The following is a 20,327-nucleotide window of genomic DNA, read 5'->3' on the forward strand; positions in this document are numbered from 1 at the left end:
TTGGCGAACCTAAGTGAGCTTTTGTGAGCTTTTCGCGAACTTTTGTGAACCTGAGTGAGCTTTTCTGCTCTTTTGTGAGCTTTTGTGCTTTTTTCACCCCAAAAGCTCACTTGAACAGTTTTGTTCAATCTCGGCGAAAACTTGAGCCGCCTCTTGGCTGCGCCAATACAGCATCATCATTTTGTGAAATTTTTCACGGTTGCCATCGGCGGCCTTGTAAAACTCTTCTTCGGCTTCGGCTTGAGTTGTTTGAATTGATATTTGAGCCAAGTCCAGGATGGTTTGCTCGTCATCCGCTGCGATCTCGAAATGATGAGAGAACGGAATACCTATTGTTCTTGATTTTGCGAAAATTGGTGAGTATGGTTTTATGCCAATTTTTGGATCTCCAAAAAAGTAGATAAACTCTTTTGTGATTTTTGAGAAATCAGAGTACATGTTGAGACAAAATATAGTGTTGTCTGGGTCGTCAATCTCGTTATATGTTGCAACTGCGTTGGCTAGGTATTTCTTAATCTTAGTGGTTGGAATTATCCATGTTTTAGGACGGTTAACCTGCTTGAGTTTCTCGATGATTGGATATGTATCATCACCGCCACCGATATCGACTATGTAGTTCATGTCTGGGTCTCCCATAAGATCAAAGAGCATGTCCGCGACTGCCTCATCTTTTTTATCGATTTTTAGGCTTTTGATATTTTCTTGGGAAAGTACCTTAGAGTTTTTAAAGAGTAGAGACTCGTTGTTATTGTCAAGCTCTATTAACTTAACTTTTTTGCCGGAATTGTGCAATACGCACGCTAGGGCTACGCCTGTGTTTGTCTTGCCGACACCGCCTTTATAATTCGTAATAACATAGATCTTATTCATGTGGTTACTCCTGTGCTTGTTGTTTGATTTTTTCTAAAAATGGGTTAGGCGGTTTTACGCCGTTGTCTTGTGATTTTTCGATCGGCTTCGCCGATGAGTTCGTAAAAGAAAATTTTGATGAAGCTTTAAGTTTGCTTAAAAACCGTTTGACGGTACTTACTGATACATTTATGTTTTGCGATTTAGCGAACTCTTGAATTTGTTCTACTTGGTAATCTGAGTTATATAAGTCTAATACCTCGTTTTGGATGGTTTTAAGTTTTGAGACTCGCCTTTTTGGGGGCGAATTTGCCTTGAATTCTTTTAATGTTTTCATCTTTGTACCTCTTGTTTGGTCGCAAATGTGATTATATCTTTGCTATTTTTGCCGTATTCAGCTGTCACATCACGGCTATTTTGCGGTAGTTGCAAATGCCATTTACCGGTCTCAAACTCTCGCTCGACTACGGCATGGTTCTGCGCCGCGAATTCAATCCATGGGGCAGCTTCGTCAAGCATGGCGCTCTTGGCGTAAGTGAGGGCTGAACCTGAAAAAACGCCTAAAAATAAAGCGGCTATAATGCCTGCGTACCATGTTTTAACTTTGTGCGCCCTATTAAACTCTTCGACCTTGGTTATGCTCTTGGCTATATTCTCCAATTGCATTAATCCGCTTTGGGCCTCGTTTAATTCTTTTGCCCCATCTTTGAGCTTTTGAGCTGCTTCCTTCACTTCGATTTGCGCATTATTGGTTTTTGTATAAACCTTATTTAAGTCAAGGTTGATTCGGTAAGCGATATCGGAGATAAATTTATCTATATTAGCGTCGTTTATTTTTTCAGCAATCGCCTCTGTGTCTATTTTCTCAAGTTCGCTCACCTTTTGAGTGAGTTTGTCGAACTTTTGAAGCTCTCGTAGGTTGTCTCTTAGTTGTTGGTTGGCGAAAACAAGGTCGGCCAATAGCTGTTTTTCTTCTTCCCTAGTCATTTTGAGCCTCGACAATCCCGTTTATACTTTCTGGTTTTTACTCTTAAGTAATAGAATAACTTTTTCATGTTGTTTTTCCTTAGGAAATTTTTTAAAAAAATAAAGTAAGATAGCTTCACTTCGGACCCACTGCTATCGTGACGGGTCTGGTACCGACGGGAAGCGCGGGAAAGGTCTAAGCTGATGGCTACTTTCTGCACTTTTTTTGGGCAACTCGCCCAGGGATTTCCCCCCGAGGTTTTAAAACTCTCGTTTAAAAGCTCATACAAGCTCTTAAATGAAAGAATTGAGGCTTAGGCAAGGGGTAAGCTTGCCTCACTCCCTATGTGCGTTTTTAAGCTCCTTGTATAGAAATTTATAAAATCTATCATTGGTTGCTTGGTCGAGGTCTTTGCCGCTGGAACGGCTATATGCCTTACCACCGTCGCTGATTGATATTTCCATCTCTTCAAATTCATACACAAATTGATTTCCTAAATCATCTCTATTATGTTCAACTAGATAAAACTTCAAATCTAAAAAATTCTTAAAATTTTGAAATTCTTCTTTGGTAATAGGTACATGGTATAAGGTAATTGGTACATTGGTATTAGGTAGAGGTAAGGTACAGTGCGTTTTCGTACGAACGTCGTACGATGTGTTCATCAAACCATTAATTTCATTAAAATCCATCCCTGTATTATCAAGTTTAAGAGATTGTATTTTTAACTTAATAGCTTTTATCCAAATATATATCAGGTTCTCATCTATCTCAAATATAACACTTTGACTATTTCTGTTTTTATATCCAAATAAAAGAGCCACTTTACAAGTATCTTGTTTTTTATTCGCGTTTATTGTGATTGAAACATAACCACCTGTAAACTCGCTAACCTCAAACTTTGTATTTTTGTTTATATAGTTATTGATCAAATTGAGCATCTGCTCATCTGTAAAAGTATCATTATTCATTTTCGTACCTTTATTTTTTTAGGCACTTAATAAGGATATGTGAGTTATAATAGTAGTCACACAATGCTTTTTTAAGTGTTGTTTGTTTTTAAAGCCTTAAGTTCTCAAATTTTGGTCGAGGAGAGAACTAAGGCGGCTATGCTACTTCGTTTTTTCTGTTTGTTTTACTTTTTTCTGCGAATTTGATCAAATCGCTCTCCTGATAATATATCCTCCCGAAAAGTTTAAAATACTCTATCTCTCTTTTTGTGCGTTTTTGCGATTGGGTTTTTTCTGGTATTGGGGGGATGATCTCTACCCCATTTACTATTAATCCTTTTTGCTCTAGCTCTATGTTACTTATTTTTCTATCTTTTATTTCTTGCATTTTAAAACCTTTTTTGTAACAGTATTGTTTTATCTTTATTAAACTTTACAATTGTAATATTGTTTCCTTTAAAATTTACTTAATAATGTTGTTTTAATATTATTTTTTTTATAATGTTGTAATAATATTTCAATATTTGGATAAACTTGTATGTTAACGACCAAAGACATTTCTAACTTATTATTATTTACTCCTCAAGGGGTGAATAAATGGAAAAAAGAAAAACGCCCAATAATTTTTTTGCTTGAAAAATACTTCAGCAAAGAAGATATTGAAGAGTTTTTGCAAACGGGGGCGATAATGAGGTATGAAACTCCGAATACATCTTTGGAGTTTTTAGAGTCATTTAAAAGTAAGTATTTTAATTTTATACATGTAAAAATGAGATTTATTAATTCATTGTCAGAGTATCAACTTGATTTTTATTTTTCATATTTATTTTTTATAAAAGTAAATCACAATCAATTTAGTATTCATGATCATCCTTTCTACTCTTCTTTATCACGATTTGCGCTTGATAACAAGCAAGATACCTCCAGAAATGATAAGGATAGTTTACATATAGTTTATGACATCATAGATTTTCTTGAAAATGAAAAGATGTGGGATTATTTTATTTATGTAGTACAAAATGATTTTAAACCTTTTATACAATGTATTAATCTTGATGATTATTTTTTAAAAGATGGTATTACCGAAAAAGTTGATCTTGATGAAATCGCTCAAAGAGATAATATTTCAGAACAAGAGCTAGATGAAATTATGGAAAATTATAAATCTCCTCTTAGTGTTGCAGGGCTAGATCATTATTATCTATATCATCAATATAATCATAAACGGTTAAAGGCTTAAAAAATTTAGGGTTTGATCTTTGTATTAATTTGCATTTTGTATTATTTAAGTGTTATTTAAAATATGGTATTATACTTTTATAATCAATGTAGTTAAACTTAAATAAAAGGGGATTAGTAAAATGGTGTATTCATACAATGAAAAAAATAAGCAATTAAAATCAATATCTGTCCCTAAATTAAAGGGTAATGATGCTCAACAAGTTGAAAAATCAAAAGCCCCAAAATTATTTTTAAGAGATGTAATGGCAATTAAACTTAATATTATCAGAGATTAATATTTGATTAATTGTTATTTTAAACAATTTTCTTCTTTAACTTGTAAAAAGTCTAATCGTTTAATTATTGACTCCTTTGAGTTTCATCCAGTAAGAGGCGAACGAGAGAAGGCAATATTGTCTCAGATATTTTCGGATGCTGCTTTAGGCAATACACAAATTACAAGCATAATGGATATTACAAAAACAATAAAAGGTAGCCTTGGATTGATAGCGTTATCTGTAGGTGAATTAGAACTGAATGATAAAACTTTTCCATCCGTAATTATTGACTATCTTTTTGTAGATAATAGACATAGAAATCTGATATATGAGCATTTTGGTGACAAAGTTTCTAAAATGCTTCTAGTTTATGCAATTCAAGCTGCAATGGAAATATCAAAACTTGCGGGGGTTAGATATTTAATTTTACGCCCCGATGGTGGAAAAGAGCATAAAAATTTAGTTTCATTCTATGAATCAATGAAATTTAAATACATGACAAATAAGCATGAATGGATGTATCTCAAATTAACATAACTACTACGTCTTACCAATCCCCAAAAACACATCAACGGCTTGTTTACCCATTAATTCTTTTTGATTTGAGTATCTTTGTGTAACAGATATATTTGAGTGCCCTAAAGCTCTTTGTATTGATTCTAGTGATACATTATTGTTTACAAGCGTAAAGCCTAATAAATGCCTAAAGTCATGCACTCTCATATTTATACCTATTTCTGCTTGTAGATGCCCCCAGAACTTCTTAGGTATAGCCGTGTATTTTTCACCGGTTCGTGATGATTTAAAAACTAGCCCTTTTTCTTCTTTTATAAGTTTTAAATGTTCGATTATTTCATCATCAAGCATATAAGTTTGGTTTTTGCGTATTTTATTATTGTAGTCTCTAACTAGATATATTTTTTTATTCATATCTATATCTTCCCAGCATAGAGATCGTATCTCGTTGCTTCTTCTGCCACGGAGCAAAAACATAAACATAACTCTATAGTGATTATCGGGTATATCCATGATCTTTAACATCAGCTCTTTTATTTTTTCATCATCGAGAGAAAAATATCTAGTATTGTCATATTTTGGAAATTTTAAAAAGTCTGTTATGTTTTTTTCTACTATACCGTACTCTATGGCTTTTTTGTAGAGTGGAGAAAAAAGCTCTTTTACGGTTACAATATAACTTCCTTTTTTACCTTCACTTATTAACTGATTTACTATTTTTTGCAAATCTGCGCTTGTTAGAGATGATAGTTTTTGATTTCTGAGATGCACCGGAACATATTTGTTGTAGAAATATTGAATTGTTGAATGTCTTTTTTTTGAGATAGTTTCTTTTCTTAGTTCTTGAAATTCATTAAAAAATTGATCAAGTGTAGGATTATCTATCTTTTTGGTTGATTTACCAGATTTATGAGTATTTATAAGCTCTACACGCTTTTGATATGCTAGCGCAGGATTTGTTTTATATTTGTCGTTAGAATAACCTACTATTTGCTCAATTTCAACACCATTAACTTTTGCTCTAGCAAGATATGCTTTAACTTTTGTTTTTGGATCTTCTTTGACATATATGCCGGTATATTTTGTTTTGATATAATCTTTTCTAGTTCCCATAATAATATTATAGCAACTTACCCCACTTTTTACCCCACTTTTTTAGTAAAATTTATAAAAAAAAGGTACAATTTTGTTAATGCCTGTATTTTGAAAAATAGCTCACAAAGCTCTTAAAATTGGTATTAGTAAAGATTTTGTAAATATTGGTAAATATTTGAGGTATTACGCTCATAACGGGGTGGTCGAGTGTTCAAGTCACTCAGAACCCACCACTTCTTATAAAAATCCACTTTTTAAATATATTTTGTAATTTGCACGGGAGATAGTATTGATTCAACATGTAGTTGTTATTGGCGGTGGATACGGCGGACTAAGAGCAGTAGAGTTTTTATATAAATATGAAGACGTCAGTATAACCCTAATAGATAAAAATCCTTACCACTATCTACAAACAGAAGCTTACGGCTATATTGCAGGAAGATTTGATATGCATGATATAGCTATCAATCTAAGCAGTTGGTGTAGCGGTTTTAAAGAGAGAGTAAATTTTATACATGAAGAAGTAAAAGATATAGATTTTGAGAAACAGTGTGTATGTCTAAATAAAAATGATATAAATTACGATTATCTTGTGATTGCCACAGGTGCGCAAACAAACTTTTTTTCATTTATAGATGGGTTAAAAGAGCATAGCTACGGTATTAAAAATCTTCAAAGAGCATATAATTTTAGACAAAAATTTGAAAATATCATATATAAAAAACTCTTAGATACCAAAGATTCACATGTAGATGAGATAAATATAGTAATAGGCGGCGCCGGACTAAGCGGTGTTGAAATTGCTGCTGAGATGGCACATGTAATTCAAGTGCATAGCAAGACTATAGGTAATGCGGCAAAAGATATTAAAATATATCTTATTGATGCAAGCGATACTATTTTACCTGGAATGGGAAGATATACTATCTTAAATACTCAAAAAAGATTGCAAAAACTTGACGTTAAAATTCTTACAAATACTTTTATAAATAACCTTGATAATTTATTTATCTACTTTAAAGACGGTCAAAAACTGCCCTACTCTTTTATGGTTTTTACGGGCGGAATAAAAGCAAGTGATTTAAATAGTTCAATTGATTATACAAAAAACAAAATTGAGCAGCTTATTCCGGATAGCGAATTAAATATAAAAGATAAAAAAAATGTATTTGCCTTAGGCGATTGTGTAGAAATTAGGGATAAAAACGGCAATATACTTCCCCCTACTGCTCAAATAGCAGAAAAAAGTGCCGAGTATGTAGCAAAAACTATAAGAAAACGAATAGACAAAGAGAACTCTTTTGCTTTTAATGCCAATGTTTCTGGTGTTTTCGTTGCACTAGGCGGAAACTATGCCGTAGGTGAACTCTTTAAATATATAAAAGTAAAAGGATACACAGCTTATTTGCTTAAAAAAGCGATAACTTCTGCATATCATTTTGGGCTTCGCTTACGTATAAATACTGGATTTAAAAATAGGATAAAAAACTAAATCAGTTGATTTTTTATAAACTCCATGTAGTGTCCTTCTTCATACTCAAGCTCCTTATGGGAGCCTCTTTGAACAATTTTTCCATCATCTAATACATAAATCATATCTACATGTTTAACGGTACTTAACCTATGCGCTATCGTAATGACGGTCTTGTTTGTTAAAAATGAATTTATACTTGTTTGCAGCTTTGCTTCTGTTTGAACATCTAATGCCGATGTAGATTCGTCAAATATAACGATACTTGGGTTTGCGATAATCATTCTTGCAACGCTTAGACGTTGTCTTTGTCCGCCTGAGAGTCTGATACCGTGTTTTCCAACAATAGTGTCAAGCCCATCTTTCATATCATTTACTGCAAATAAGAGTTGCGCCATCTCTAAAGCTTTATAAATCTCTTCATCGGTTATACTCTCATTTCCCATTGTAATATTAAAGCGAAGTGTAGAATTGAAAAGTATAGGCATTTGAAGCACCAAAAAAACTCTCTCTCTAAGCGAGCTTTTATCAAGATCTTCTATATCTATACCGTTATACTTAAGCTCTCCGCTTTGCTTCTCATAAAAACCTGAAATCACTTGAGCAAGAGTTGTTTTTCCACTCCCACTTGCCCCAATTAATGCTATCTTTGAACCATGCTTAATGTCTAACGATATACCGCTTAGCACTTTTTTATTTTTTATATATGAAAAGTCAAGATTATTTATGAAAATATCTACGTTAGAACTATCTATCTTTTTCTCTTTTGATGATTCTGTTTTTAGTAAAAGTATCCTGTTTATTCTCTCAATTGCAGCTTTTGCAGAAGCATAACTATACTGCATTGAGAGAATATCCTGAACAGGTGTCATTATAAACCAGATATAACTAAACATCGCAAACATCATACCTATACTCAAGTCACTATATGCTACCAAAATAAGACCTGAAGCACGTAAAATCTCAAATGCCGCTAAAAATATAGTATAAGATAGTCTCTCATAAGCAACACTTTTATAACCATACTCATTTGATGTTTTTTGCATAATATTTGCTTGTTCTACGGCTTTTGAGAAAAAATAGCTCTCTTTGTTACTGGCTTTTATCTGCCCGTAAAGATCGAGTGTCTCACCGATACTATTTTGAAACTCCTCTATTGCAATATTTTCCTCTTTTTTTAAAGCACCGACCTTTTTGGACATCTTTTTACTTATTAACATAATAAGAGGTTGAATAACAAGTATTAGAATTCCCAAAACAGGGTCAATCATAACCATAACGACACCAACTGCAAGGAGAGTAAAGACAGAAGATACAAAGCGACTGGCACTCGATATTATAAAACTATCAAGAGTATTTACATCAGTAACAAGATTTGAAGCTATCGCGCCACTTCCAAGTGTTTCATATTCATTCATAGATGAAATCTTAAGATGTTCTATCAATCTTTTTCTTATCATGAAAGTTACATATTTTGCAATTTTAGTAAAAATTTTTGTGACTATAATGCTCACTACAAAGTATAAAAATCTTAAAAAAATTACTGCAAAAGTAACAATAGCAATATAATTAAAAGCTGTCGTATTGCCAAAAAAGTAATTAATACTATTTACGATATATGAGGGTTTATGCAAAAGTACTTCATCAACTAATACAGGCAACATCAAAGGAATCGGTATGCTGATTAAAATAGCAATAAATGTAAATACCTGTCCATAAAGCAGAGCTTTTTTATTGTCTAATATAAGTTTAAAAATTGATTTAAATGTGATTGGTTCGTTATTCATACTGATATTATATCATTTTGAGTCTTTAGAATTATATTTTAGATTTTAAAGGTAGTGGCGCGGTGGACGGGACTCGAACCCGCGACCCCCTGCGTGACAGGCAGGTATTCTAACCAACTGAACTACCACCGCGCATATAAAGAAGAATAACTAAAAATGGTGGGCATTACAAGACTCGAACTTGTGACATCTACCTTGTAAGGGTAGCGCTCTACCAACTGAGCTAAACGCCCATTTTTAAATTTGTATAACACCAAAAAATAATGGCGACCCCTAAAGGATTTGAACCTCTGTCCCTACCATGAAGTGATAGTGTCCTTGGCCACTAGACGAAAGGGTCACTTTCATAAACAAAAGGTTTTTAAATGGTGGGCATTACAAGACTCGAACTTGTGACATCTACCTTGTAAGGGTAGCGCTCTACCAACTGAGCTAAACGCCCATTTAAAATTAAACTAACGTGGCGCGGTGGACGGGACTCGAACCCGCGACCCCCTGCGTGACAGGCAGGTATTCTAACCAACTGAACTACCACCGCGCATGTAAAAAATGGTGTCCTGTGATGGATTCGAACCATCGGCCACCTCATTAAAAGTGAGATGCTCTACCAGCTGAGCTAACAAGACATTTTTTCCTCTATTTCTTTAGAGGTCGAAATTATAGGCAAATAGGTTTTAATTGTCAAGATAAAAATAGCTAAATTTAAAAAAACATCTCTTTATCCATCAAGAGTAGCATTTTGACGGCAAAAAGTACGCTTTGATGTTGAATATAATTTCTATCGCCGCTTAAATTTAAACGACTCTCTCTATGCTCGGTTTTACTTCTCACGCCAACATATACCGTACCTATAGGTTTATATTCACTTCCGCCGCCATCCCCTGCTATTCCGCTAATAGAGATAGTATAATCCGCACTACTAACATTCATCACTCCTTCGCTCATTTCTAAAACAACTTCACTACTTACTGCACCATGTTTTTGTAAAGTATTCTCATTGACTCCTAACCAATTCTCTTTCATGCCATTTGAATAAGTTACAAGAGAGCCTTCTAATATTTTGGAAGCTCCGTTGTTTTTTGTAAAATAGTAGGTCAATAATCCTCCACTACAACTCTCTGCAAAAGCAATTTTTTTGTTATATGAGTAGAGTCTATCAATAACATAACTTATCAGATTTGCTGACGCTATTATTTTTTTTGGAAGAAGCTGTTTTGCCGAATTAATAAACTTAGATATATTTCCATATTTTTTACTTCTAATATCTACTCTTAACCACTCATCAACTATAGTAACGACATCAATTTTAACATCATAAGTCTGAGCTATCGTAGAGAGCATGGCAATAGCACTTTCTCTGTCTTCTTCAAAGAGATGCAAAGTTGCTTTAGAGTCCTCAAAATTAAGCAATAATTCCGGCATCTTTTCCATTTCATCCATATATAAAACATTCGTGACTGACTCTTTATAAAACAACAAGTAACCGTTGTTTTCAAATATAGAGCTATTAGATGGAATAAGCGTGCCGTCTTTTAAAATCTGGTTATCGCTCGTAACCGTACAAATCAGTTTGCCGATAGTTGAGAAGTGCTGTTTTGTGGTTATGATAATATATTTGTTTACCGAATTAAGCTCTTTTTCCAAATACAAAAACAGTGAATTATCACTCTCTTTAAAAAAAGTTATAGAGTTTATAAAATCTGCTTTTTGCTCAATTTTTCTGATTATATACTCTCTCAAAGATGAGTTATATATAAATTTGTTACCGATTAACAGAAGGTGCAGCTTCATATTTTAAATAGCCTTTTAGCAAAAATAATTTTACTCATTGTACTATTTAGTTTATAATAACTTTATAATAAAATAACCCTTAATTAGATATAATCCAAAAATTTTATACGATTCGGAATAGATATGGACTACAAAGAAACTCTACTTTTACCTACTACAAAATTTGAAATGAGAGGCAATCTCATAAACAACGAACCAAAAAGATACTCTTCTTGGGACAATAAAAAAATTTATGAAAAGATGAAAGCAAACCGCAAAGATGCCGACAGTTTTACTCTTCATGACGGACCTCCTTATGCAAACGGGCATACGCATATCGGACATGCACTAAACAAAATCTTAAAAGATATCATCATAAAACATAACTATTTTAACGGCAAGTCTGTACGTTTTACTCCGGGATGGGATTGTCACGGTCTTCCGATTGAACAGCAAGTTGAAAAAAAGCTGGGCGGAAAACAGAAAAAAGAGCTTTTAGAAAAAGCAAAAATAAGAGAACTTTGCCGTGCCCATGCATCTGAGTTTGTTGACATTCAAAGAGAAGAGTTTAAAAAACTAGGAATTATTGCAGACTGGGAAAATCCTTATGTAACTATGGATTATAAATTTGAAGCAAACATCTACCGCACTCTTTGCAATGTTGCAAAAAAAGGTCTTCTTATCGAGAGAAGCAAACCTGTTTTTTGGTCTTGGGCTGAGAGAACGGCACTTGCCGAAGCTGAAGTCGAGTATGAAGACAAAGAGGATTATTCGATTTTTATAGCATTTGAACTTGGGTCTGAGGCAAAGGCTAAACTATCCATAAACTCTAAAGCAGCTCTGGTTATCTGGACAACGACTCCATGGACGATTCCTGCAAATACAGGTATCTCGCTAAACCCTGAAGAGTACTATGTACTAACAGACACAGGTTATATCGTTGCTAAAAAACTTCTTCCTTCACTAGTTGAATCAAACATCATAAGCGGCGAAGTCGTAAATGTTTTTAAAGCAAGCGAGTTTGAAAATCTCTTAGCTATAAACCCGCTAAACGGCAGAACATCACGTATAGTTTTAGGTGAACATGTACTTGTAGAAAACGGTACTGGATGCGTTCATACTGCTCCTGGGCATGGCGAAGATGACTACCGTATTGGGCTTGTTTATGATTTGGATGTCATTATGCCTGTTGATGAGACGGGTTGCTATGATGAGACAATCGTTCGCGATGGTTTAATTCCAAATGCAGAGGATTTTGTAGGTCGCCATATCTTTAAATCAAACGAAGATTTAATTGCACTTATGGGAGAGAGTGTTGTACATGTATCAAAGTTTAAGCACTCATACCCTCACTGTTGGAGAAGTCATACTCCTCTAATCTTTCGTGCAACTAAACAGTGGTTTATCAGTGTTGACGGTACTCCAAACGGCGAAGAGAAAACACTAAGAAATATTGCACTTGATGAAGTTGAAAAAACTCTTTTTTACCCGCAAAGCGGTAAAAACAGACTAAATTCAATGGTTGCCAACCGTCCTGACTGGTGTATTTCACGTCAAAGAGATTGGGGAGTTCCTATCGCATTTTTTAGAGTAAAATCAACAGGCGAAGTTCTGCTTGATGAGAAAGTTTTAAACTTTACGGCTATGGTCTTTGAGATGCACGGAAGTGATGCTTGGTACTCAATGCCGACTGAACAACTCCTTTATCCTGGTGCAGGATATAAGGCTGATGAACTTGAAAAAGTAACTGATATTTTGGACGTATGGTTTGACAGCGGTTCAACATGGTATTCAGTATTAAAATCACGCAACTACGATGCAGGGGAGTTTCAAGCGGACTTATACGTAGAAGGAAGCGACCAACATAGAGGATGGTTCCAATCATCAATGTTTTTAAGTGCGGCAGTCGAGCATAAAGCGCCATACAAAGCAGTTCTTACACATGGTTTTACCGTTGATGAGAAGGGTGAAAAAATGTCTAAAAGTAAGGGCAATGTAGTTGCACCCGAATCTGTTTTAAAAGAATACGGCAGTGAGATACTTCGTCTTTGGGTTGCTTCAAGCGACTATCAAGGTGACTTGAAAATCTCTCAAGGAATACTCAAACAGACTTCTGAAAACTACCGCAAACTAAGAAATACTTTTAGAATTATGCTTGCAAATATCAATGACTTAAAAACCATTACGCCCTATAGCCAAATGGGCGAACTTGACAAATGGATTTTAAGCGAAGCAAAAAGCGTATTTGACGGGGTTCACAAATCATTTAGCAGTTATAACTTTGTTCACGGTATGAGCTTGTTAAATAACTTTATAGTAAACGAGTTAAGCGGAATCTACATCGATATCACAAAAGACAGTCTCTATTGTGACGGCAAAGATGACGCAAAAAGAAACGCAAGTCAAAGTGCTATGGCAATTATCGTCAAGTCACTTCTTGGACTAATCGCTCCGATATTGACTTATACGGCGGATGAAATTGTAGAGAACGCTCCTGCTATCATCAAAGGAGACAAAGAGGACATCTTTGACTTTACTTATGAGAGCATAGAAGATGTTAAATCTACTTTCAACGTTGATTACATGTTTACTGCAAGAGAGAGTTTTTACGAGAAAGTAGATGCACTTAAAAAAGAGAAAGTCATAAAAAATACTCTGGAACTGGTACTATATACAGAGTCAAAAAGTGTTCTTAAAATGGATAAAACAGAGGCTGAAGACTGGTTTGTGGTATCTGGCGTTATTGAGGGTGAGACATCTGAAGATCTTGGAACATTCAGCGTAGATGGTGATACCTTCATCATTGCAAAAGCTACAAAAGCAAAATGCCCGAGATGCTGGAAATATCAATCAGAAAATGAAGAAACTACATGTAAAAGATGTTCAAAGGTTTTAAGTGCCTGATTTTTCACAGCCTGTTGATAGCTCATTTATCATAGCAACAATTGCTGTGATATTTGTCATAATAGCTATCGGCATAGCATTTGTCAAGCTAGGGAAAAAATCGAGAAACCCTGAGGGTTTATAGGCTTTTTTTTCTTCTTCTTAAAAAAATGGACACCAAAAAAGAATGAAATAACTTAGTGCCACTCCTCATAGGGGTATAATATTGATACTCTTTTTTGACAATAAAGCCAAAAAAGAGTTCATATTAAATTTGGTTATATCAATATTAAACTTTCAGCCGATGTTGTGACATCAGATACTCCAGTAACGGTAATATCTGCAGTCGCGTCATCTGTGATTTCAGGTAATGTCTGATTGTCATCTGTTTCTTGGTTATCTTGTGTGCTAAATTTAAACCATCCTGAAGGCAACTTGTCATTTAATCCTTTTGGTGATTTTCCATCTAACCCTGATGGTACATGCACTGATATGTTAATATCTTCCATTCCTGCTTCTTGAAAAAGTATTTCTACTTGTTCTGCTGCAGATTGTGCATATTCTCCAATTGTTAGTTCATTCTGTGTCTGTTGATGCTTTGAATTTCCGTGATGTATAACGTTTGTTTCAATCTCATCGGCAGTATTAACAATATTTTCATCTGATTCGCTGAATTGTATAACTAAGTCAGAACGGCTCATTCCATTTGCAAGTTGTTCTGTCCAGTTGGTAATTTCAGATTCATTAACCTCAGCTCTATTTAGAAGATTTTGATAAAGTGAAGCAATAAATGCTTCATCATCCATATCAGTATTGTAAATCATTTGTGTTTCTTCAGCTTGTAAAAATGAATCTGCAATATCTTCCAGTGAAGAGCCGCTTCTATGCTCATGAACCCAGTGTTTTAAGCCATCTTCATCAGGGGCTCTTTTTAAGAGAGAATAATAAAGCCTCATAATTGGCTCAACATTACCTGAATACTCTTCGCTTTGCAGAAATGATTGGCTAACTTCTGCTTCTGAAAGTGTGCCGTTTTCAATTTCACCTGCCCAGTATGTAAGACCTGCTTCATCTGCCTCACGGTATAAGTAGTTTGAATAAAGTTCTGAAACAAAAGCTTCAGCAGTATTTTCTTGTGTTAAATCTAAAAGCGCGGAATCTGTGTTAGATGTATCTGTTACATCAACTGTATTTGTAGTTGTGTCGTTCATAGGACCCTCCAGTGTTTATTTTTATGAGAGTGCCAAATAGATATCAGCTATCTGGCGGCCCCGCTGTCATAGGTAAATACCCTTAGACCGGTAGCTTTGCGCCCTTATACTTTCGATTTAAGGTTGCCATTTGTCAGAAATTGACTAACTGAATTATATTATTAAATTTTTACATTGTCAATTTATTTGTAAACATTATAGTTTTGAAAGTGGAGATTCACTCACAGGGGCGTAAGATAAAAAATATAAAAATCCCGCTAAAGAAAAAACAGACACATTTTGCTATAATACACACTATAATTTATAAAGATAGGAAAACTAGTGATTACATTAAAAGAAGCATTAAAATTAAGTAAAGAAGAATTAGCAAAATTTAAAGATGAATTAAAATTAAAAATAGAAGCAGACCCTGAACTTAACGCTTATATAGATGTTAACAGTGTAGGTGATGGTGTACCTATCGCTATAAAAGACAATATTCAAGTAAAAAACTGGTCTGTTACATCAGGTTCAAACATACTTCAAGGCTACATAGCTCCATATAACGCTACCGTAATTGAAAAGATGATAGCCGCAGGATTAAGCCCGTTTGGCAGAACTAACATGGATGAATTTGCGATGGGTTCGACAACCGAATCAAGTTTCTACGGTAAAACCCAAAACCCTTATAACAGAGATTGTGTTCCGGGCGGAAGTTCGGGCGGGAGTGCTGCAGCAGTTGCGGCTGGACTTGCTATTGCGGCTCTTGGAAGCGATACGGGTGGAAGTATCCGTCAACCTGCGTCATTTTGCGGTATAGTGGGAATGAAACCGACTTATGGCAGAGTGAGCCGTTACGGCCTTGGAGCTTACGCATCAAGTCTAGATCAAATAGGACCTATGACACAAAACGTAGAAGATGCCGCAATTTTATATGACATCATAAGCGGACATGACGAGAAAGATTCTACATGTGCGAACAAAAACGACAAAGTAAGTGATAAACTAGATGCTTCAAGAAAGTTAAAAATCGCGATACTTCCAAAACATATAGAAAATGCAAGCGAAGATGTAAAAAAAGCTTACGAATTAGCTATAACTGCTCTTAAAAATGCTGGTCATGAAATAGTTGAGCGCGAATTAATGGACGCTAAATTTGATATCTCCGCATACTATATTACGGCAACTGCAGAAGCTACAACAAACTTAGCCCGTTATGACGGTATTCGCTACGGAAACAGAGTAACCGGTAAAAATCTTGAAGACACTTTTATCCAGACTAGAAGCCAAGGTTTCGGTGACGAAGTAAAACGCCGTATTTTACTAGGCAACTTCGTACTCTCTAGCGGATATTATGAAGCTTACTATGTAAAAGCGCAAAAGACTAGACACATCATAAAAGACCAATATGCGAAAATATTTAAAGATGTTGATTTGATACTCTCTCCAGTTGCACCTACAACCGCAAACAAATTTGGAGAACTTTCAAACCCTATGGAGATGTACTTAAGCGACCTCTATACGATAAGCATAAACCTTGCAGGACTCCCTGCTCTATCACTTCCGATATCTAAAAGCAGTGAAGGTATGCCAATAGGACTTCAGCTGATTGCTAATGCTTATGAGGAGCAGACTCTATTTGATGGTGCGCTTAGTTTAGAAAAAGAGATATCTTATGAAAAAAAGTTTTAAACTCTTACATGTCAAATGCGGCGGATGTGCAAATAATATAAAACTAACTCTAAAAGATGAGTTTGGAGAGATTGATGTTGATTTGACACAAGAGCCTAGAGTTGTTACGCTTGAGATTAAAGATGAAGAAGCTGAATTGCTCTTTCGCAAAAAAGTAAAAGCTCTCGGCTACCCTATTGACGATGAGATTTTAGGAACATTTATAAAAAGCGGTCTTAAAGCTAAAAGTTTTATATCTTGCGCGATAGGTTCAATAAAAAGTTAATCAAAATCTTTATAGCAAAAGAGGTAAAAATGGCTACATTTATTAGTGACGGAAAAAAACTGCTTGATGTTGAATACGACGATATAGTAGAGATAAACGACATTGTTGATGGTATGAGAGTCATATCTAAAGACGTGCGTGATGGAGAGTATGCCGTTTTTATGCTAGAGTTAAACGGCAATATCTGCTGTTATGTTTTTGATGAAGTTTTTATTATCGCCAGAGTAAACGGTTTTGAAACTCTTCTTGATGCGATAACTGCTTGGAAGAGAGATGAAATTTAACAAAAATACATGTGAAAACCGCTTTACCTCTTTTTAACCACAAAAAAGCTATAATCCACAGAATTTAAATAACTTTTACCCTTTAAAAGGATTCCCATGAAAATTCGTAAACGCGCCCTGACATTTGAAGATGTATTACTTGTACCTCAGTACTCTGAAGTACTACCAAAAGAAGTATCTTTAGAGAGTAAATTAACTCGCAATATTTCATTAAAAATTCCTATGGTTTCAGCTGCAATGGACACTGTTACAGAATTCAGAGCTGCTATTGCTATGGCAAGACTCGGCGGAATCGGTATTATTCATAAAAATATGGACATTGAAACACAATGTAAACAAGTTAAAAAAGTCAAAAAAAGTGAGAGCGGTGTTATTATAGACCCTATTTACGTTCATCCGGATGCTACTCTTGCAGATGCAAATGCTCTTATGAATGAGTTCAAAATTTCCGGTGTTCCTGTAATTGACACTCATAATAAACTCTTAGGAATTCTTACAAACCGCGATATGAGATTTGAAAAAGATATGACTAAAAGAGCAGACGAAGTTATGACGAAAATGCCTCTTATTACTGCAAATAAAGAAATATCTTTAGATGATGCGGCAGATATCATGCATAAAAACAAGATAGAAAAACTTCCTATTGTTGACAAAGATGGATATTTAAAAGGTCTTGTTACCATCAAAGATATTAAAAAACGCATAGAGTATCCTCACTCTAATAAAGATGCTTTCGGAAGACTAATTGTTGGCGCAGCTATCGGCGTAGGTCAATTTGACCGTGCAAAAGCATTGGTTGAAGCAGGTTGTGATGTTTTAGTTTTAGACTCTGCGCATGGACACTCAAAAGGTATTTTAGACACTGTTAAGAAAATAAAAGAGACTTTAGAAGTTGACATAATTGCCGGAAATATTGCAACGGCAGAAGCGGTTGAAGCACTTATCATAGCAGGCGCCGATGGTGTTAAAGTCGGTATCGGACCCGGTTCAATCTGTACTACACGTATCGTTGCGGGTGTCGGCGTGCCTCAGATTTCAGCTATTTCAGAGTGTGCGGATGCCGCTAGAAAACACGGTGTTCCCGTTATAGCTGATGGCGGTATAAAATACTCCGGTGACATTGCAAAAGCTCTTGCCGTAGGTGCTAGCTGTATCATGGCAGGCTCACTTCTTGCAGGAACAGAAGAGTCTCCGGGCGATACTATAATGTTTCAAGGACGTCAATACAAATCATACCGCGGTATGGGAAGTATAGGAGCTATGCAAAAAGGCTCAAACGACAGATATTTCCAAGAAGGTACGGCAGCAGACAAACTTGTTCCTGAGGGAATTGAAGGGCGTGTTCCTTTTCGTGGAAGCATTGCAGGAATCGTTCATCAGATGATGGGCGGTCTTCGCTCATCTATGGGATATTGCGGAAGCAAAGATATACCTACGTTTTGGGAAAAAGCAGAGTTTGTAGAGATAACAAGTGCAGGACTTAAAGAATCACATGTACATGATGTTATCATAACTCAAGAAGCACCTAATTATCATATATAGTCTTACATGTCAAAAAATGAAATGGATATTAGAGAGGTAAGATACGCCGGATTTTGGATTCGCTTTATCGCTTCATTTTTAGACACTCTTTTTTTAGCTCTTCCAATAGCCGTTGTTATCTACTTTTTAAGTGATGGCAACTGGTTTGATATTAGCATCTATCAAGATAACGTTGCTTATGCAATGAGCGGAAATGCCCAAATGGCATTAGCATATCAACCAAAAACTTCTTTACAATGGGAACTTCTTTTTGAAATATCGGTTTTGATTATAACCATGCTTTTTTGGAAAAAATGGCGAGGTGCAACTCCGGGCAAAAAATTTGTTCATATAAAGATAGTCGATGCAAAAACCTTTCAAGATATTGACAACAAACAAGCAATAACTCGCTCTTTTGGCTATATCGCTTCTACATTCGCATTTCTAATCGGCTTTTTAATGGTTGCTTTTAGAGATGACAAAAGAGCCCTTCATGATTTATTGGCAAATACTGCCGTAATATACAACGATTAATAATACAAAAACATTATTGACTTTATTTACAAAAAATAGTAAAATTTATTAAAATTATAATTAATAATAATAGTAGTAAAAAGGGTCAAAATGGAGATATCAGAAGAAAATAATAGATTAAAGTTTTTTCCGATTATGATGTATGCAGTTGTAATGGGACTAGGCGGACTTACAATTACTTATCAAAAAGCCTCTTTATGGTTAAACTTTCCTCATATAATCGGGGAAGTTTTGATGTATTTGACAACAATCATATTTATATTTATCTCTTACATGTACATAAAAAAGTTCATTAAATATAAGATAGCTGTTAAAAATGAGTTTTCTCACCCTGTGAGGATAAACTTTTTTGCAGCTATATCTATCTCTATGCTGATGTTATCTATAATCTACAAAGAGAGCTTCCCTATTATAAGTGCTACATTTTGGTATCCTGGAACACTGCTTCATTTTTATCTTACAATGCATACTATCTCATTTTGGATAAATCAAAATCAACAACTAGACCACTCAAATCCTGCATGGTTCATACCAATAGTCGGTAACGTGTTAGTGCCTGTGGGCGGTATAGGTTTTTCAAGCTTAGGTGTTCTTACATACTTTTTTAGCGTTGGGATATTTTTTTGGATTATTCTATTTTCGGTTATTATTAATAGAATTATTTTTCACAATCAAATGGCAGTTAAATTTATGCCCACACTTTTTATTCTTATCGCTCCTCCTGCCGTGGGCTTTATAGCTTATTTTAAAATGTTTGGAGTAATAGATACCTTTGCAATAATACTATTTAATTTAGCTCTATTTTTTACTCTTTTGGTCACTTTCATGTACAAAAACTTCATAAAAATAAAGTTTTTTATCTCGTGGTGGGCATTTGTGTTTCCGTTAGCGGCAATGTCAATCAGCACCATGCTTATGTATAAACAGAGTAACGATATATTTTTACTTATTTTCTCATATATCATGATAGCTACCGTGACTATTATCGTATCTATTGTCGCTTATCAGACAATACTACATATAAAAAAAGAAGAAATTTGTATTCAGGAATAAA

20 protein-coding genes, 6 tRNA genes and 1 riboswitch are annotated in these 20,327 nt (G+C 34.9%); of the genes, 11 read left to right on the forward strand and 15 right to left on the reverse strand.

From position 1 onward, the window contains the following. Positions 1 to 93: 93 nt before the first annotated feature. The 5 genes from A2530_RS04280 to A2530_RS04300 all read right to left on the reverse strand — a co-directional run bounded on the left by A2530_RS04280 (position 94) and on the right by A2530_RS04300 (position 3,154). Positions 94 to 870, reverse strand: coding sequence for an AAA family ATPase (locus tag A2530_RS04280; protein ID WP_294885978.1), 777 nt, complete (start codon positions 868 to 870; stop codon positions 94 to 96). Positions 871 to 874: 4 nt separating this feature from the next. Then, the gene (locus tag A2530_RS04285) at positions 875 to 1,186 is read right to left on the reverse strand and encodes a hypothetical protein (RefSeq protein ID WP_294885980.1); all 312 of its coding nucleotides are present in this window, start codon (positions 1,184 to 1,186) and stop codon (positions 875 to 877) included. After that, entirely contained in the window at positions 1,183 to 1,836 is a 654-nt protein-coding gene (locus A2530_RS04290; protein WP_294885982.1) for a hypothetical protein, read from the reverse strand. The genes A2530_RS04285 and A2530_RS04290 overlap by 4 nt, the downstream gene beginning before the upstream one ends. A 315-nt stretch (positions 1,837 to 2,151) precedes the next feature. Continuing rightward, positions 2,152 to 2,787: a hypothetical protein gene (locus A2530_RS04295; protein WP_294885983.1), complete on the reverse strand. Its 636-nt coding sequence runs from the start codon at positions 2,785 to 2,787 to the stop codon at positions 2,152 to 2,154. A gap of 136 nt (positions 2,788 to 2,923) precedes the next feature. Continuing rightward, a complete protein-coding gene (locus A2530_RS04300; RefSeq protein WP_294885984.1) occupies positions 2,924 to 3,154 on the reverse strand; it encodes a hypothetical protein in 231 nt (76 codons plus the stop codon). 150 nt (positions 3,155 to 3,304) lie between these two features. Here A2530_RS04300 and A2530_RS04305 point away from each other — a divergent pair, with 150 nt between their 5' ends. The 3 genes from A2530_RS04305 (at position 3,305) to A2530_RS04315 (ending at position 4,802) form a co-directional block, all read left to right on the forward strand. Further along, positions 3,305 to 4,006 carry a hypothetical protein gene (locus tag A2530_RS04305; protein ID WP_294885985.1) on the forward strand — a complete coding sequence of 234 codons (702 nt, stop codon included), beginning with the start codon at positions 3,305 to 3,307 and terminating at the stop codon, positions 4,004 to 4,006. 121 nt (positions 4,007 to 4,127) lie between these two features. Then, entirely contained in the window at positions 4,128 to 4,283 is a 156-nt protein-coding gene (locus tag A2530_RS04310) for a hypothetical protein (RefSeq protein ID WP_294885987.1), read from the forward strand. Positions 4,284 to 4,400: 117 nt separating this feature from the next. Then, a complete protein-coding gene (locus A2530_RS04315) occupies positions 4,401 to 4,802 on the forward strand; it encodes a hypothetical protein (RefSeq protein ID WP_294885988.1) in 402 nt (133 codons plus the stop codon). A gap of 3 nt (positions 4,803 to 4,805) precedes the next feature. On the opposite strand, the gene A2530_RS04320 is transcribed toward A2530_RS04315, so the two are convergent. Then, positions 4,806 to 5,894 carry a tyrosine-type recombinase/integrase gene (locus A2530_RS04320; RefSeq protein ID WP_294885989.1) on the reverse strand — a complete coding sequence of 363 codons (1,089 nt, stop codon included), beginning with the start codon at positions 5,892 to 5,894 and terminating at the stop codon, positions 4,806 to 4,808. Positions 5,895 to 6,165: 271 nt separating this feature from the next. Here A2530_RS04320 and A2530_RS04325 point away from each other — a divergent pair, with 271 nt between their 5' ends. Continuing rightward, positions 6,166 to 7,368, forward strand: a complete 1,203-nt coding sequence (locus A2530_RS04325) for an FAD-dependent oxidoreductase (protein ID WP_294885990.1) — start codon at positions 6,166 to 6,168, stop codon at positions 7,366 to 7,368. On the opposite strand, the gene A2530_RS04330 is transcribed toward A2530_RS04325, so the two are convergent. The 8 genes from A2530_RS04330 to A2530_RS04365 form a co-directional block, all read right to left on the reverse strand. Further along, positions 7,365 to 9,134 (reverse strand): ABC transporter ATP-binding protein, encoded by a 1,770-nt coding sequence (locus A2530_RS04330; protein WP_294885991.1) that lies wholly within the window; start codon positions 9,132 to 9,134, stop codon positions 7,365 to 7,367. The two genes, A2530_RS04325 and A2530_RS04330, sit on opposite strands and share 4 nt — an antisense overlap. 55 nt (positions 9,135 to 9,189) lie before the next feature. Continuing rightward, a tRNA-Asp gene (locus A2530_RS04335) sits at positions 9,190 to 9,266 on the reverse strand. A gap of 25 nt (positions 9,267 to 9,291) precedes the next feature. Next, positions 9,292 to 9,367, reverse strand: a tRNA-Val gene (locus A2530_RS04340). A gap of 31 nt (positions 9,368 to 9,398) precedes the next feature. Continuing rightward, positions 9,399 to 9,474, reverse strand: a tRNA-Glu gene (locus A2530_RS04345). A gap of 26 nt (positions 9,475 to 9,500) precedes the next feature. Next, a tRNA-Val gene (locus A2530_RS04350) sits at positions 9,501 to 9,576 on the reverse strand. Between the two features lie 19 nt (positions 9,577 to 9,595). Further along, positions 9,596 to 9,672, reverse strand: a tRNA-Asp gene (locus tag A2530_RS04355). 12 nt (positions 9,673 to 9,684) lie between these two features. Further along, positions 9,685 to 9,760: transfer RNA gene (locus A2530_RS04360), tRNA-Lys, on the reverse strand. A gap of 76 nt (positions 9,761 to 9,836) precedes the next feature. Then, the gene (locus tag A2530_RS04365; RefSeq protein WP_294885992.1) at positions 9,837 to 10,925 is read right to left on the reverse strand and encodes a CinA family protein; all 1,089 of its coding nucleotides are present in this window, start codon (positions 10,923 to 10,925) and stop codon (positions 9,837 to 9,839) included. A 123-nt stretch (positions 10,926 to 11,048) separates the two neighbouring features. Between A2530_RS04365 and ileS the strand changes: the two genes are divergently transcribed. After that, complete coding sequence (ileS, locus tag A2530_RS04370; RefSeq protein ID WP_294885994.1) at positions 11,049 to 13,808, forward strand: isoleucine--tRNA ligase; 2,760 nt, start codon at positions 11,049 to 11,051, stop codon at positions 13,806 to 13,808. Positions 13,809 to 14,065: 257 nt separating this feature from the next. On the opposite strand, the gene A2530_RS04375 is transcribed toward ileS, so the two are convergent. Beyond that, a complete protein-coding gene (locus tag A2530_RS04375) occupies positions 14,066 to 14,998 on the reverse strand; it encodes a DUF4214 domain-containing protein (protein ID WP_294885996.1) in 933 nt (310 codons plus the stop codon). Positions 14,999 to 15,048: 50 nt separating this feature from the next. Beyond that, positions 15,049 to 15,136, reverse strand: a riboswitch (cyclic di-GMP riboswitch). A gap of 183 nt (positions 15,137 to 15,319) precedes the next feature. Here A2530_RS04375 and gatA point away from each other — a divergent pair. From gatA to A2530_RS04405, 6 genes are all read left to right on the forward strand, one after another. Next, entirely contained in the window at positions 15,320 to 16,669 is a 1,350-nt protein-coding gene (gene gatA / locus A2530_RS04380; RefSeq protein ID WP_294885998.1) for an Asp-tRNA(Asn)/Glu-tRNA(Gln) amidotransferase subunit GatA, read from the forward strand. Continuing rightward, on the forward strand, positions 16,653 to 16,934 hold the full coding sequence (locus A2530_RS04385) for a heavy metal transporter (protein WP_294886000.1): 282 nt from the start codon (positions 16,653 to 16,655) through the stop codon (positions 16,932 to 16,934). Before gatA ends, A2530_RS04385 begins: the two co-directional genes overlap by 17 nt. Positions 16,935 to 16,963: 29 nt before the next feature. Further along, positions 16,964 to 17,218: a hypothetical protein gene (locus tag A2530_RS04390; protein ID WP_294886002.1), complete on the forward strand. Its 255-nt coding sequence runs from the start codon at positions 16,964 to 16,966 to the stop codon at positions 17,216 to 17,218. 96 nt (positions 17,219 to 17,314) lie between these two features. Next, on the forward strand, positions 17,315 to 18,760 hold the full coding sequence (gene guaB, locus A2530_RS04395) for an IMP dehydrogenase (RefSeq protein WP_294886004.1): 1,446 nt from the start codon (positions 17,315 to 17,317) through the stop codon (positions 18,758 to 18,760). A gap of 6 nt (positions 18,761 to 18,766) precedes the next feature. Continuing rightward, positions 18,767 to 19,273 carry an RDD family protein gene (locus A2530_RS04400; protein ID WP_294886005.1) on the forward strand — a complete coding sequence of 169 codons (507 nt, stop codon included), beginning with the start codon at positions 18,767 to 18,769 and terminating at the stop codon, positions 19,271 to 19,273. 90 nt (positions 19,274 to 19,363) lie between these two features. After that, on the forward strand, positions 19,364 to 20,326 hold the full coding sequence (locus tag A2530_RS04405; protein WP_294886006.1) for an SLAC1 anion channel family protein: 963 nt from the start codon (positions 19,364 to 19,366) through the stop codon (positions 20,324 to 20,326). Position 20,327: the final 1 nt, after the last annotated feature.

Source organism: Sulfurimonas sp. RIFOXYD2_FULL_34_21 (assembly GCF_001830805.1).
Lineage (GTDB): Bacteria > Campylobacterota > Campylobacteria > Campylobacterales > Sulfurimonadaceae > Sulfurimonas.

Bases quoted from the DNA above. Each gene is read 5' to 3' on its own strand.
- A2530_RS04280 (WP_294885978.1), bottom strand. From the start codon at position 870: ATGAATAAGATCTATGTTATTACGAATTATAAAGGCGGTGTCGGCAAG.
- A2530_RS04285 (WP_294885980.1), bottom strand. From the start codon at position 1,186: ATGAAAACATTAAAAGAATTCAAGGCAAATTCGCCCCCAAAAAGGCGA.
- A2530_RS04290 (WP_294885982.1), bottom strand. From the start codon at position 1,836: ATGACTAGGGAAGAAGAAAAACAGCTATTGGCCGACCTTGTTTTCGCC.
- A2530_RS04295 (WP_294885983.1), bottom strand. From the start codon at position 2,787: ATGAATAATGATACTTTTACAGATGAGCAGATGCTCAATTTGATCAAT.
- A2530_RS04300 (WP_294885984.1), bottom strand. From the start codon at position 3,154: ATGCAAGAAATAAAAGATAGAAAAATAAGTAACATAGAGCTAGAGCAA.
- A2530_RS04305 (WP_294885985.1), top strand. From the start codon at position 3,305: ATGTTAACGACCAAAGACATTTCTAACTTATTATTATTTACTCCTCAA.
- A2530_RS04310 (WP_294885987.1), top strand. From the start codon at position 4,128: ATGGTGTATTCATACAATGAAAAAAATAAGCAATTAAAATCAATATCT.
- A2530_RS04320 (WP_294885989.1), bottom strand. From the start codon at position 5,894: ATGGGAACTAGAAAAGATTATATCAAAACAAAATATACCGGCATATAT.
- A2530_RS04330 (WP_294885991.1), bottom strand. From the start codon at position 9,134: ATGAATAACGAACCAATCACATTTAAATCAATTTTTAAACTTATATTA.
- A2530_RS04365 (WP_294885992.1), bottom strand. From the start codon at position 10,925: ATGAAGCTGCACCTTCTGTTAATCGGTAACAAATTTATATATAACTCA.
- ileS (WP_294885994.1), top strand. From the start codon at position 11,049: ATGGACTACAAAGAAACTCTACTTTTACCTACTACAAAATTTGAAATG.
- A2530_RS04375 (WP_294885996.1), bottom strand. From the start codon at position 14,998: ATGAACGACACAACTACAAATACAGTTGATGTAACAGATACATCTAAC.
- A2530_RS04385 (WP_294886000.1), top strand. From the start codon at position 16,653: ATGAAAAAAAGTTTTAAACTCTTACATGTCAAATGCGGCGGATGTGCA.
- A2530_RS04390 (WP_294886002.1), top strand. From the start codon at position 16,964: ATGGCTACATTTATTAGTGACGGAAAAAAACTGCTTGATGTTGAATAC.
- guaB (WP_294886004.1), top strand. From the start codon at position 17,315: ATGAAAATTCGTAAACGCGCCCTGACATTTGAAGATGTATTACTTGTA.
- A2530_RS04400 (WP_294886005.1), top strand. From the start codon at position 18,767: ATGTCAAAAAATGAAATGGATATTAGAGAGGTAAGATACGCCGGATTT.
- A2530_RS04405 (WP_294886006.1), top strand. From the start codon at position 19,364: ATGGAGATATCAGAAGAAAATAATAGATTAAAGTTTTTTCCGATTATG.